Origin of the sequence: Paenibacillus sp. FSL K6-2859, from assembly GCF_038008265.1 — a bacterium.
In the GTDB taxonomy this organism is placed as follows: domain Bacteria; phylum Bacillota; class Bacilli; order Paenibacillales; family Paenibacillaceae; genus Paenibacillus_AQ; species Paenibacillus_AQ nitricinens.
Genome location: NZ_JBBOYU010000001.1, coordinates 4,844,148 through 4,857,806 on the forward strand (window position 1 = coordinate 4,844,148; position 13,659 = coordinate 4,857,806).

11 protein-coding genes are annotated in these 13,659 nt (G+C 43.4%); 1 reads left to right on the forward strand and 10 read right to left on the reverse strand.

Translation table 11 applies throughout. The annotated features are described in order from the left end of the window. Window positions 1–3: 3 nt before the first annotated feature. The 6 genes from MHB64_RS21720 to MHB64_RS21745 form a co-directional block, all read right to left on the reverse strand. The gene (locus tag MHB64_RS21720) at window positions 4–1,029 is read right to left on the reverse strand and encodes an iron-hydroxamate ABC transporter substrate-binding protein (RefSeq protein ID WP_256990446.1); all 1,026 of its coding nucleotides are present in this window, start codon (window positions 1,027–1,029) and stop codon (window positions 4–6) included. A 132-nt stretch (window positions 1,030–1,161) separates the two neighbouring features. Then, the gene (locus MHB64_RS21725) at window positions 1,162–2,787 is read right to left on the reverse strand and encodes a helix-turn-helix domain-containing protein (RefSeq protein ID WP_341135350.1); all 1,626 of its coding nucleotides are present in this window, start codon (window positions 2,785–2,787) and stop codon (window positions 1,162–1,164) included. 142 nt (window positions 2,788–2,929) lie between these two features. Next, window positions 2,930–3,970, reverse strand: coding sequence for an NAD(P)/FAD-dependent oxidoreductase (locus MHB64_RS21730; protein ID WP_094872152.1), 1,041 nt, complete (start codon window positions 3,968–3,970; stop codon window positions 2,930–2,932). A gap of 42 nt (window positions 3,971–4,012) precedes the next feature. Next, on the reverse strand, window positions 4,013–5,728 hold the full coding sequence (locus MHB64_RS21735) for an ABC transporter ATP-binding protein (protein ID WP_341135351.1): 1,716 nt from the start codon (window positions 5,726–5,728) through the stop codon (window positions 4,013–4,015). Window positions 5,729–5,771: 43 nt separating this feature from the next. Then, window positions 5,772–6,806 (reverse strand): FecCD family ABC transporter permease, encoded by a 1,035-nt coding sequence (locus tag MHB64_RS21740; protein WP_373455895.1) that lies wholly within the window; start codon window positions 6,804–6,806, stop codon window positions 5,772–5,774. Between the two features lie 2 nt (window positions 6,807–6,808). Continuing rightward, a complete protein-coding gene (locus MHB64_RS21745) occupies window positions 6,809–7,867 on the reverse strand; it encodes a FecCD family ABC transporter permease (RefSeq protein ID WP_094872147.1) in 1,059 nt (352 codons plus the stop codon). A gap of 201 nt (window positions 7,868–8,068) precedes the next feature. On the opposite strand from MHB64_RS21745, the gene MHB64_RS21750 reads away from it, so the two are divergent. Beyond that, complete coding sequence (locus MHB64_RS21750) at window positions 8,069–9,076, forward strand: ABC transporter substrate-binding protein (protein WP_341135352.1); 1,008 nt, start codon at window positions 8,069–8,071, stop codon at window positions 9,074–9,076. Window positions 9,077–9,167: 91 nt separating this feature from the next. Here the strand turns inward: MHB64_RS21750 and MHB64_RS21755 are convergent, their stop codons facing one another. The 4 genes from MHB64_RS21755 to cheB form a co-directional block, all read right to left on the reverse strand. After that, window positions 9,168–9,389, reverse strand: coding sequence for a hypothetical protein (locus MHB64_RS21755; protein ID WP_341135353.1), 222 nt, complete (start codon window positions 9,387–9,389; stop codon window positions 9,168–9,170). Window positions 9,390–9,409: 20 nt separating this feature from the next. Beyond that, the gene (locus MHB64_RS21760; RefSeq protein ID WP_341135354.1) at window positions 9,410–11,413 is read right to left on the reverse strand and encodes an ABC transporter permease; all 2,004 of its coding nucleotides are present in this window, start codon (window positions 11,411–11,413) and stop codon (window positions 9,410–9,412) included. Beyond that, window positions 11,403–12,170, reverse strand: coding sequence for an ABC transporter ATP-binding protein (locus tag MHB64_RS21765; RefSeq protein ID WP_341135355.1), 768 nt, complete (start codon window positions 12,168–12,170; stop codon window positions 11,403–11,405). Before MHB64_RS21765 ends, MHB64_RS21760 begins: the two co-directional genes overlap by 11 nt. Window positions 12,171–12,542: 372 nt before the next feature. Continuing rightward, window positions 12,543–13,628, reverse strand: coding sequence for a chemotaxis-specific protein-glutamate methyltransferase CheB (gene cheB, locus MHB64_RS21770; protein ID WP_179281666.1), 1,086 nt, complete (start codon window positions 13,626–13,628; stop codon window positions 12,543–12,545). Window positions 13,629–13,659: the final 31 nt, after the last annotated feature.

Consider the following 13,659-nt stretch of genomic DNA (forward strand, 5'->3'; position numbering starts at 1 on the left):
AACTTATTGTAGTGACTTCAACAACGTAACTATCTCATCCAACTGCTTGTCCAGCGCATAAGCATCAGAGAGATAATAAGTTTTGAGATCGTATGTGAACACATGACCCGCCTTAACAGCAGGTAGACTTTTCCAAAAGACACTGTCCAGAATGTCCAGCTTATCCTGCTCCACACCACGGCTGAAGCCTTGGAATATATAATCAGCTTCTCCTAGATATTCGGGCAGCGTTTCGAGAGAAAGGGAAGCCCAGCCCTCCTTAAAGGCTACCTCTTCGACAAGATCAGGTGCATGCAGCCCCAATCCGTTGTATATAATCTCTCCACCACGCCCATATGACGAACCGTATAGATACAGCTCTTTACCGGCAATTTCAAAGATTGCCACCTTTTTGTCAGCTGCGATCAGATCGGCCAACTCAGCTTTCTTCGCTTCCAGCTTCTGATTGAAATCCGCCACCCACTTTACAGCCTGCTGCTCCTTGTTCAAGATTTTCCCGATCTCAATCAATCGTTCCTTATAGTCGTATTTACCCCAAGGAATAAAGACAGTCGGAGCAATCTTGGAGATTTGCTCATAGGTATCTTCCTGATAAGTGATAATTAAATCCGGTTCCAGGCTCGTTATTTTCTCCAGGGACACCGTCATGTCATCGCCCACTACTTCTACACCTGTAAGCGCCTCTTTGAAATATGGATGGTTCAAGATATCATTCCCAGCTACGGCAATGGGCGTCACCCCCAGTGTCAGAAGATCACCAATAAAGTCTTGTACCGGAATTACAATTCTTTGTGGATTGCGTGGGATCTGCACCGGACCTTTGTCGCTTTCGTATGTCCAGTACTCTGCATCAGCAGCCGGCTCCGTGCTGGCAACTACAGAATCATTAGTGCTTTTAGCCACATCAGCAGACGTGCTAGCTGGAGCATTCCCCTGATTAGCAGCTTGTCCGCATGCGCTCAACAGTAGCACCAGCGTAAGCACAACGGCTATCATGCTTGTTTTTCCTAACGATATTACTCTGTACAATGTAAATCCTCCTTGAGACTTTATATTATTATGATATTGATAATCAATATCATTTATATCCTTGTTTAATATACCGTCTCGGTGGGAAAACATATATACACGCTAATACATCAATTTGGCTATGGACGATTGTCAGCTTAATTTATGGCCGGTTAACAAATCTGTCTGTATCTCCAACTGACGTTCGAGTGCAAGCCCTTCGCTGCCCCAAAATTCCTCAAGCTTTAGGTAATATATGCGTTCATTCCTGTATGCTGTAAGATTGCGCCAAACCGTACTTTTGCTAATGCGTTTACGTGTTCTGGACATCCAGTCCTCACGTCCTGATACAACCACAAACATATGGTCAGCCGCATATATTGGCAATTCCGAAAGTGAGATGCATAGATGATCATTCCGCTCCAGAACATCTGACCTTACCTTGTCCGGTGGAGCTAACCCTAACATTGGATACAGATTGTACACACCTCGGGCTGTATGATTCCAGATATAAATACCGTTATCTTGCCTAATCTCATACACCGCTACCGTTTCACCAGATTCAATTAGGGAGGATAAGCGCTGCTTGGCCAAATCTATTTTCAAATGATAGTGCCTTATCCATGCCTCTGCCCTCTCCTCTTCTCCCAGCAGTCTGCCGAATAAACGAATCTGTTCTAAGCGGTCCATCTCATCACATTCCACCGTAACTAGTGGACCCAACTTTTCCATGTATTTAAGCTGACGGGGGCTCAGATAGGTCGGTGCAATGACTATATCGGCTTCCAGCCCAGACAAGTCGGCTTCCGCCGGACATCCCTGCAATTCAAACGATTGTACATCCGCCAGTTCAGGCTGCAAAAGTAATGAGTAGTTCATCACATCTTTTTCAACCGCGACAGGCTTAACACCCAGCGCAAGTAAATCCCCGAAAAATTGCAACGCTACTATCCGCTTCGGTTTGGGACGCAAACGGAAATCTGTTGGAGTCATCCCGGTGACTTGCTTGAATTTTCGGCTCAGATATAGTCCATCTGAATAGCCTACTTTTTGAGAAATTTGCTGGATTGTTACTTGGCTGGACATCAAATATTTTTTCGCTTTATTCACTCTTAGATGAGTTACATATTCGGTGAAGCTCCACCCCGTCTGCTTGCGGAACCATACTGAGAAATAGCGAGGATTAAATCCCATCATTTTTGACATCATCTCTCGCGTGATCTCTCTTTGGATGTTCTGGTGAATATAAGAGAGCATTCTGAAATATGAATTATCCGTAATGTCTGCTTCAGCATCAGCCTCTACGACCAGTTGATGTAGCTGATGCAGCAAGGATTGAATTCTATTTAACTGTGCTTCTAAATTATTGGCAGCAACGCCTTCCAATTCACTAAATAAGCGGGTTATTTTGTTCGTTGTACGTATAGGTAAGATCCCGTTCGCTGGGAAAATTTCACGACAAAGTCCATAGATGAGTTCTTGCTCAGTGCTATTACTTAGCCCGTATATCTCATAAGAAATTGCGTGAATGGAGATAACCGTCTCTATTGGCACATCAATTTGATAAGTCGTGCCTGCACTTAAAAAAAGAATTTCACCTATTTTAAGAGCTACAGTCTCTCCTTCAATAGTTATTAGAACAGCAGCTTCTATGGGTGTCAGGAAGAGTGGGGACTGGGCAATCTGGAGATTACGGATGTGACCACCGCCGGATTGGCGTCTCCCAGCCTCTTTTAACATATAAATTCTGTGAACCGGGCTATTATTAGATAACTTCATTCCTGCTCCCTTCCAGATCATCAGGCTATTAAACCTTGAAATATAAAGAAAGCGCATAAGGCTTCTCTCCGCTCGAAATGGATAAGATACCCTATACGCTTCATATAAAATTCAGATTTTATAGTTTGAAAAGCCTCTATCCTTAATGGTCGTCAACGACACCAAGCGCCTTATTCTTCTCCTTGAACCGCTCATTATGAGAGGAAACATATGCAGCCTTAGGTGCAGAGGGGTCCATATACAGTTTAGCGCTGTTCAGCGCAAGAACTGCATCGGTAAAGGTGCCAGCGATTAACCGGACCTTACTGCTATAATCCACAAAGTCACCTGCTGCAAAAATACCTGGAAGATTCGTCTCCAGCTTTCCGCTCACATTCGCACACCACTCGCCCATATCAATGCCCCATTCCCGTAATGGGCCAAAATCGCTTTTCAGACCATGATTAACAATAACAGCATCTACTTCATACTGTTCACTCTCACCTGTTTCGATATGGCTGATCGTAACCTGATCAATGGTCTCCCCATTACTGCTGTGTAATTGGCTTACTGCGAAAGGCACGCGAACATTGACTGAAGATTCCTTCATACGCACAATATTTTTCTCATGGCCGCCGAACTGCTCGCGACGGTGCACAATGGTCACACTTGCTGCGATGGACTCCAGTTCATTTGCCCAATCCACAGCGGAGTCACCTCCACCAGAAATCAGCACTTTTTTACCTCGGAAAGGCTCCAGCTCCTGAACTGTATAATGAAGATTCGTTACCTCATAACGGTCGGCACCTTCAATCTCCAGCTTTGCCATTTGCAGAATCCCATAGCCAATAGCCAAAATGACCGTACGAGTCCAATGCTGCTCACCAGTAGCCGAGGTCAGCATATAAGTTCCATCTTCCAGACGCTCATGATGCGTAATCTGCTGCCCGAAAATAATCGTAGGATCAAACGTCCGTGCCTGCTGAGCAAGCTGATCTATCAATTGACGACATAGTACGGGTGTTACCCCACCTACATCCCAGATCATTTTCTCAGGATATACGAGCATTCTTCCTCCAAGCTCATCCTTCGCTTCAATCAACTTCGTCTTCAAATCTCTCATACCACTATAAAAAGCTGTATACATCCCAGCAGGTCCGCCGCCAATAATCGTTACATCGTATAATTCCAGTTGATTGTTCATTATGTCCCTCCAAAAGTATATTCTATTGATGCCTTTAGCTTCTTACGCTCCAAATTGTGCCTCATGTAGTCGACTGTAAATTCCGGCAGTCTGTAGCAGTTCTTCATGTCTGCCTTGCTCAGCAATACCACCTTCCGCAACGACAACAATACGGTCGGCATTCTTGATCGTTGCCAATCGATGAGCAATAACAAGCGTCGTACGACCTTGTGACAACTCCGCAAGTGCTTCCTGAATCGCGGACTCCGTCTCGGTATCCAACGCCGATGTGGCTTCGTCTAGAATGAGAATCGTTGGATTCTTCAGGAACATCCGAGCAATAGACAGCCGCTGCTTCTGACCTCCAGAGAGCTTAACGCCGCGCTCCCCGATCATAGTATCCAGCCCAGCAGGCTGGGATTTGATCAACTCTTCCAGTTGGGCGCGCCGTGCTGCCTCCCAGATTTCTTCATCGGAGGCTCCAAGCCGCCCGTAAGCGATATTCTCACGGATGGTTCCGTCAAACAGAAACACATCTTGCTGTACAATCCCGATGTGTGAACGAAGAGATTCAAGCTTCATGGAACGAATATCAATTCCATCAATGCTAATGTTGCCCTCACTTACATCATAAAAGCGGGGCAGTAGACTGCAAAGCGTTGTCTTACCCGCACCTGATGGACCGACCAGAGCAACGGTCTCTCCTGCTTGAATCGATAGATTCACATTTTGGAGTACGTTTTCTTTATCGCTGTATGCGAAAGCCACATCATGGAAGGTTATATTCCCCTTAAGATCATGAACTGTCTTAGCGTCTACCGCATCATCAACATCCGGCTCCGTCTCCAGCAGTTCGAGATAACGTTTGAAACCTGCAATACCTTTGGGATAGGTCTCAATGACCGAGTTAATTTGTTGTAATGGTCCTAAAAATACATTGGACAGCATCACAAAAGCGATAAATTCACCATAAGTCATTTGCTTCTGGATTACAAAATATGTTCCGCATACGAGAACGAATAACGAGACCAGTTTCATGAGAACAAAGCTAAAGGATGAATTCCAAGCCATAATTCGATAAGTCATCAGCTTCGTTATACGGAAGCGTTCGTTATTGACTGCAAAGCGGGAAATTTCATGATTCTCATTAGCAAAAGCTTGCACAACACGGATGCCGCTTACATTGTTCTCCACGCGTGCGTTATAGTCAGCAATGTCCGTGAACATGATGTGGAAGGCTTTAGACATTTTCCGGCTGAAGTACATGGATAAATAAATCATAAGCGGAACGATCACAAACGTCAGAATAGCTAATTGCCAATTGATACTGAGCATAATGCCGAACACACCCAGCAGCGTCATTACTGCTATAAAGAGATCCTCTGGCCCGTGGTGGGCAATTTCACCGATGTCCATCAAATCATTTGTCATCCGGGATACTAGATGACCGGTCTTGTTGTTGTCAAAGAAATTGAAAGATAACTTTTGAACTCGGTCAAAAAGCTTTTTTCTCATATCCGACTCGATATTAATCCCCAGCTTATGCCCCCAGTAAGTGACGACAAAATGCATAAAGGCACTGACAATATATATCCCCAGCAAGCCGAGGCATGAATAGAGTATCCATCTCCAATTGCCGCTTGGCAGTAGATCATCTACAACCCGGTTAACGGCTAACGGAAAGACCAGTTCAAGTAGTGCAGCAGCAATAGCACAAGAAAAATCAAGAATAAACAATCCCTTATAGGGCCTATAGTAAGCAAAAAAACGACGCAACATGTTAATGATTCGCTCCTTCTGGTGAGAGATCAGCCTACTTTCATCAAGATTTCGTACGGGCTAATAAATATAAAAAGTATGGTGCTCCAATTACTGCTACAACGATACCCGTAGGAATCTCAGACGGTTGAAGAATCCAGCGCCCAATGGTATCCGCTGTAATAACGAGTAGTGATCCAAGCAGTGCCGAGGTTGGAAGCATGAGTTGATGCTTCGGCCCAACTAACCGTCTCGCCAAATGGGGTCCGACCAATCCCACAAAACCAATCCCACCGCTGACAGCTACACTCGCCGCTGCTAATCCTACCGCAGCCGCAAGAAGCCGGAATTGTTCCTTCGTTACTGCGGCACCAAGTCCCACAGCCGTCTGCTCCCCTAGATTCAGTACGTTCATCACCCTTGCCTTATAGATGACATAAGGCACCAGAATTAGAATCCACGGTAAGAGTGACAGTACAAACTTCCAGCTTGTTCCCCAAATGCTGCCTGCCAGCCAGGTAGCGACGAATTGATATTTCTCTGGATCAAGTCTTAGCGTAAGCACGATCATAGCTGCACTCATCCCAGCTGCGACAGCTACACCAGTCAACAGTAAGCGCATAGGCGATATTCCTTGGTGTCGCTTATAAGCTAGAGCATAGATTAAGGCAGCTGTAAACCCTGCACCGACGAACGCTACCATTGGCAGCAGATACACTGGAGCCGCGGTTGCCGTAGGGTAAAAAGAAATTAACAGCATAACCATGATTCCTGCACCAGCATTAATCCCTAAAATACCAGGGTCCGCCAACGCATTACGAAAGACGCCCTGCATCACAGCACCGGATACAGCCAGACCTGCCCCAATTAGAACGGAAATCACAATACGTGGCAGCCGAAACTGAAACAAGATTAACTCCTGCTTGTCGGTTCCTTTACCGAACAATGTATTAATCAACTCCATAGGAGTCAAACGTATGTAACCTGTATTCATACTAATAATAAAAGCAATCACAATCAGTACAGCCAACAAAATCATGATCATTAAGCCCCGTTTGTTTTTGGCGGCTTCGAAGGAACCGAATGTCGTCTTTTCCATCATTACAGCTCCCTCCTTTCTTTACGTGCAAGATAAAGGAAGAAAGGTACACCAATCAGTGCAATAATAGCGCCAAGTGGCGTTTCATTAGGTGGATTAATCATCCGCGCAGTTAAATCTGCAAATACAGCAAGTAAACTGCCGAGGATCGCTGAACAAGGAATGATCCATCTATAATCCACACCTACAAAAAAGCGGGTCAAATGCGGAATAATTAGTCCAATGAAACCCACTGCACCAACTACGGCAACCGATGATCCAGCCAAAATCAATACGATTAATGCACCTGCCAACTTCACAAGCCCTGTACGCTGACCTAGACCTTTCGCAACATCGTCACCTAAACTGAGCATCGTGATCGATCGAGAGATTACCATTGCACCAATTAAAGCGGCCCCTATCCAAGGGAACATGATTTTGAGTTGAATCCATTTCGTTCCAGCCACGCCTCCCGCGTACCAGAAAGCTAAATCTTGACCGATATGAAAATATAAAGCTACCCCTTCACTCAGCGCCGACAAAAGTGCACTAAAAGCCGCACCGGCCAGCACCAAACGAGCAGGCGTTAATCCTCCCTTAGCAAGTGATCCTATTCCATATACCACACCCGCGCCTACGCCGGCACCCACGAAAGAATATAGAATCAAATACATAAACGATAAATTTGGAAAAAAAGCAAAACATAGTGCAAGCGCAAATCCTGCGCCTGAGTTGATACCCATCAGACCTGAATCAGCCAATGGATTTCGCGTCATCCCTTGCATAATGGCACCTGCAACTGCAAAGCTGGCCCCTACCATTGCCCCGCCAAGTACACGAGGTAATCTTAATTCTCTAATAATCTGATGATCCATGATCTCTGGATCAAAGTGAAACACAGCTGACCACACCACAGACAGCTTAATATCTGCTGCGCCGAAGGAGACGGAAACAGCAATTCCTAATAATAATAGCGCCAGACCGCCGACCAAGATGAATGTTGCCGCCCAAGGACGTGAACGAAATTCTCGTTTAACTACTCCCTTATCGGCTCCTATCCTGGTAGTTATCTGTTGATTCATGAATGCCACCCTATTTCTATGAAATTGATTCTCATTATCATTAGACTATTGTAAATTACATTTCCTAGGTTTGGCAATAGATAGATTTAATTGGTACCATTTAATTTATTGCATTGACAGAAATTCTAAGCTTTGATACAGTTCAAAATGATAATGATTCTCATTATTATCAATTGCTACATATACTTAGGGAGGTTTACCATGCTAAAAAGAAAGTCCCTTTTCCCCATCCTTGCACTCGTAATGTTATTGTCTGTATTTGTGACGGCTTGCGGGGGAAACAACAATGCTTCATCTAATACACCAACAGCGACAACTGAAGCAACAACAGCCCCGAGTGCAGAGGCAACGGCTGTTCCTGATGCTTCCGCTGCCGAAATGCGCAGCTATGAAACTACTAAAGGTACTGTTCAAATCCCAGTTAAACCTCAGCGTATCGTTACAGATTATTATGGTGGGGAATTACTCTCCGTTGGAGCTAACGTCATAGGCGTTGAACCTAGTACTTTTGATAACCCCTTCTTGAAAGACCTGCTCAAAAACACACAAGATGTTGGCGCTCCAGTCAACGCTGAGAAAGCACTAGAACTTGCACCTGATCTAATTGTAGTTATGTACGATGACAACTATGATGCTTTATCCAAAATCGCTCCAACCATTCATATTCCATACGGAACTGCTACTAACATCTATGAAACCGTAAAACTGTTTGGAGATATCGTGGGAGCACCTGATAAAGCTGAGCAATTCATTGCTGATTCTGAGAAAAAGGCTGCTGAAGGCCGCGAAAAGCTTAAAGATGTCGTGAATGAAAATGATACATTCGGAATATATGAGCTGACTGACAAAGGTGAGCTATGGACCTTCGGTAACAATGCGGGCCGTGGTGGACAAGCCCTTTATAATGCTCTTAAGCTGAAAATGCCTACTAAGAACAGCAATGACAACCAAACACTACAGCTATCCATGGAGCTGTTGCCAGAATATGCAGCGGATTACATGTTCCTAACTACTTATGATCCTGATAAAAAAGGTGATAAGCTGAAAGAGCTGAAGGAATCACCCGTTTGGAACGGACTCGCTGCTGCGAAGAATGATCATCTGTTTTACAACGATTTTGATACCTTCTATCGCTACGATCCTATTGCGATTACCGCACAGATTGATCTGTTCGTTGATATGATTCTTGAGCGCAACGGTAAGAAATAAGAATAGACCCATAAAGAAACACCCCACTTATTAGGCATCGCTTAAAGTGGGGTGTTTTGGTTATACATAAGAAGTTTCTGTTAAATTTATATCATCTAGTATATTCATTATACTCATCGGTGTTATTTAATTTTTTGTACATATACTCATCATTTTTAAGCTTATAGAGCTGCCCCATCCCCGCAAATACGAAAAACAGCACCAAAATTAATCCATACGCATAGGTGAATTCACCAATATAAAAGCAAGTGACAATAGCAACTAGGGTTAAGATCAACAATGCCACTGCAATTCTGGATAAAATCTTTTTCAAAATGGAGCCCCCTACGTTTTTTATTTGTTAATATTATCATAATTGGAATTAAATTCACAACTCCTATTATTCGTTGTGGGAACATCAAGCAGTTCGATATGAGCCAGCATCTTGCGAGTATATACTTTGGTATATAGATCATAAAAGAGCACTTGAAATAAAAGATAGCCCCCTCCTACTAACAAGCAAAACCAAAATGGCGCCAGAGCTACGGACATCTCAAACCTTGAAGAGCTGACAACATACACAGTGGCTAGCACAATACCTAATACATAAGGAAGAAAAAATAATACTTTTAAAGGACCGCCTATCATTTGAGCCACATCTTTAGAAGTTATTCCAATCTTATTCAACTTCCCGAATTTGATCTTCTCCCGCTCTAAATCGGTCTGGATACTGAAATGCAGCACTATACAAGAGGCACCAAAAAATATTAGACCAACAAAGGTAATGACGAAGATTCCAAATCGACCGGACTCCTGTAACTGTAAATACTCACTTATTCTAGATTTTGTGGAAAATACGAGCGCCTCATGCCGTTCATTGCCATACCAGGACTTCGTATTGTCCTTATTGTATTTGGCTAAAACCGCATTTAGCTTGGTATCTATATCTGCAGTTTTTTTCCAATCCTTGAAATTGAGGAGCTGAAGATTCCCGATCGCATCCATATTCTCCACTTTCAGCGCCACATAGTCATCCTCGTTTACAATAACATGAAGACCATTCATAAGATTCGGCACAGGGTTAAATACCATTTTAAATATAAGTCCTTGTGAGTACAACGTATGATTTCCAGAAGAAAGCTTCATTTCGAAGGTGGGCATCTCTGGTCTTTGATTCTTCCATTCTTCTCCTTGAGCACCTAAGGCAAGATTAAGAAAATGATCTTTCTCCACATGATAATCACTGCCGATTAATGTGTTGATGTTTTGATCCAAAAATATTTTGAAATAGAACAAATCAATGTATTCAAGCCTTTGATGTGAAATCAGAGGTGTAGCCCCATGATCCGTGATTTCGCTGAGTATCTCTGATGGAAGGCTGTTTTTCCCGAATACTTCTGCATAGGCAATATCATAAGGGTTGTTTTTTACAGGAATATTCTCAGCATCCCAAGTAATATAAAAGATAATGCCACTTAGAAAAACCGTAATGAAGACGAGGAAGGTGATGAGAGAAAGTACTATTTTGGAGCGTCCAAGAGTATAGTTCAAATCGGAGCTTAACATTAAATGCTTATGATAAGCTTTCGTAGATCGCGAAAAGATGAATTTCATCCAGTCACCAAGACCTGACAGCAGCAAATAGATCCCCACCATACTTACGCCCAGATTGATTAACATCATACGGGTATTATCAGGACTGTAATGAGTAATCATCTCATAAACGGAGATCGCCAGTAGTACAACTCCGATGATCCCTGTGATTTTACCATGAAGAAGGCTACGTTCTGCGGTTCTGGATTCTTTTAGAAGGCGTACAATGTTGTATCTCAGCGTTAATAATAATTGGATTCCAATCACAGCTATGTAAATAATCCCGAAGAATTTAATGGTATACAGATAACTTTCCAGCGTAAGTGAAAAAGAGCTGTCCCCTATATTAACAAACAACGAGATGAAGAGAAAGAAAAGACCGGAGAAGACCGACCCTGCACCTAAACCCGTGAGAATCGAAGCTAATGCGATCATGCTATTTTCTAATAAAATAATTTTACGGATATTGTGGCTCGTCATTCCAAGAATCATTAACAGCCCAAAGTCGCTTTTTCTAAATTTCAAAAAGGCCATTTGCGCATATCCAATAAATAGAACAGCAAACACTCTCATAACCAAGAAAGGAGCATATAAATTACCGGACACCATCCCATTCACTTGATAGGGGTCATTAAAATCAGGGTTCGTATACAGGGAGTGAAAGGCGAAAAATACCATAATCGTAAAGCTGCTGCATAGGAAAAATAACAAATACCTTCTAAGGTTCGCCTTGAAAATCTGAAAAGCCATTCTCCTAAAGGTCATCTTCTCCCCCTCCAATGAAGGCCAGATTCTCCAGAATCCTATCAAAAAATGCGCTCCGCTCTTTATTTTCCCTAGTAATCTCTAATAGCATCTTCCCATCTTTGATAAAGAGCACGCGATTACAATAGCTGGCCGCAAAAGGATCATGTGTGACCATCACAATTGTTGCTCCTTTCAGAGCATTCAGTTTGGCGAAGGTCTTCATCACTATACTGGAGGATTTGGAATCCAAATTCCCCGTTGGCTCGTCCGCAAAGATCACCTCCGGATCATTAATAATCGCTCTGCTAATCGCCGCTCGTTGTTGCTGTCCTCCTGAAACCATATACGGATATTTATCCTTCACCTCGCCCAGATCAAAGAGTAATAACGTCTCATCTGTCTTGGTATTGATGTCGTCTGCCTCTTGGTCATCCAGAACCATGGGCACCATTATATTTTCCCGAAGGGTCAGGCTATCCAGCAAATTGTAATCTTGAAAAACGAACCCCATTCGTTGCCGGCGAAACAGTGCAAGCTCGTTCTTAGACATCTCGCTTATACTAGTCTCTGCAATCTGGACTACCCCACTATATTCCGTGTCGATCCCGCTAAGGATATTCAGCAGTGTCGTTTTACCGCTCCCCGAAGGCCCCATAATCGCTACAAACTCTCCGCTGTCCACACTCAGGCTTATGCCGTTTAGCGCCCGAAACACATTCATTTTACCCTTGCCTTTATATTCTTTTGAGAGATTCTCTACCTCTAGAATAGGCATGCTCGCACCGTCCCCTTCATAGCTTGTAGGATTAACATTAAATGGAATTATGTTATTCCTGTAAATACTATAAAACTAAGTGAAGAGAACGGTTGTTAGATTGCTCACAGAACAAGAAAACTTGATTCCTCCTCTATCCTTTCCGATAGCGTTAAAATATTCCGCGCGCCCAGCAGATGCGTCGCATCCACATTTAGCTCTTATATAAGCAACAAACTAGAGCATCCCATCATCAGTGCACCTATTTTAAGCACACTCATCCTCCATCTTCTGACCATTCGAGACAACCCACTTGGGATGAAACCCTAGGTTTACATAAAAAAGCGTTGGTGGATTTTCCTCCTACCAACGCCTTTGGTAATAATTTATTCATTAAAATTGTTCGTCCAACATCCCCGTAACCTCCATAATCTTCGAGGCTAACAAGAACGAAGGAACTACATAATCCACGCACCCGAGCTCAACTGCCGCTTCAGGCATTTCATTTACAATCGAAGTCTCTTGCGATTCTACAAGAATAGATTGGGCGCCAGCATGTTTGGCATTCAGCATGCCTCTCGAGCCATCGCTTCCCCTTCCGGTCATTAGAATCAAATGCTGCTTCAAGCTTTTCAGTCCAGAAATCGATTCGAACAATATATCAATGGATGGACGGTATCCGTTCACTGGGGCTTTCTTGTGAAGTTTGATTCTACATACTTGTCCTTGCTGAACTACGGTCATATGACAATTACCAGGTGCAATATATGCCGTTCCGCCATGTACCAATTGATCATCTTTCGCCTCAACCACCCGTACACTTGAGAATCGATTCAATCGTTCTGCTAATACTTTCGTATACTTGGGTGGCATATGCTGAACGATTAACAAAGGATATGGGAAGTTTGCTGGGAGCGAGCTAATTACAATTTCAAGCGCCTTCGGGCCACCAACTCCACATCCTATGGCTACGATTTGATCGAATTCTTCCATACACCCGTTCTTAGAATTGTCTTCTGCCTGTTGTCCTGTCATCACTTTCGAAACAGTAATATTGTTAAGAATAAGGGTTCTCAAAGGAATTTGAGCAGCTTGTTTGATTTTGAATATTAGCTCGTCTTTTATTTGGGATAAATCAGGCCCATGGAATTGTGTGGGCTTGGATATAAAATCTACAGCTCCGTTCTGTAGACCTGTGATAGTTGCTGTTATTCCATCCTTTGATCCTGAGCTTAGGATAAGGATAGGGGTTGGACGTTGTGACATAATACTAGAGAGCGCTACTAAACTATTCAATTCTGGCACTTCTATATCAATCGTCACGACATCAGGCCTAAGTTCTTGAACCATGCTAACCGCTTCGGATGCATTTCGAGCTGCTCCAATGACCTCGATAATTGAATCCTCCGCAATAAGGTTCGAGATCTGTTTACGCATCATTACTGAAGTAGCTACAACGAGCACCTTTAACTTTTGCACTACTTCTCCTCTCCTATCAATGATGATCCCC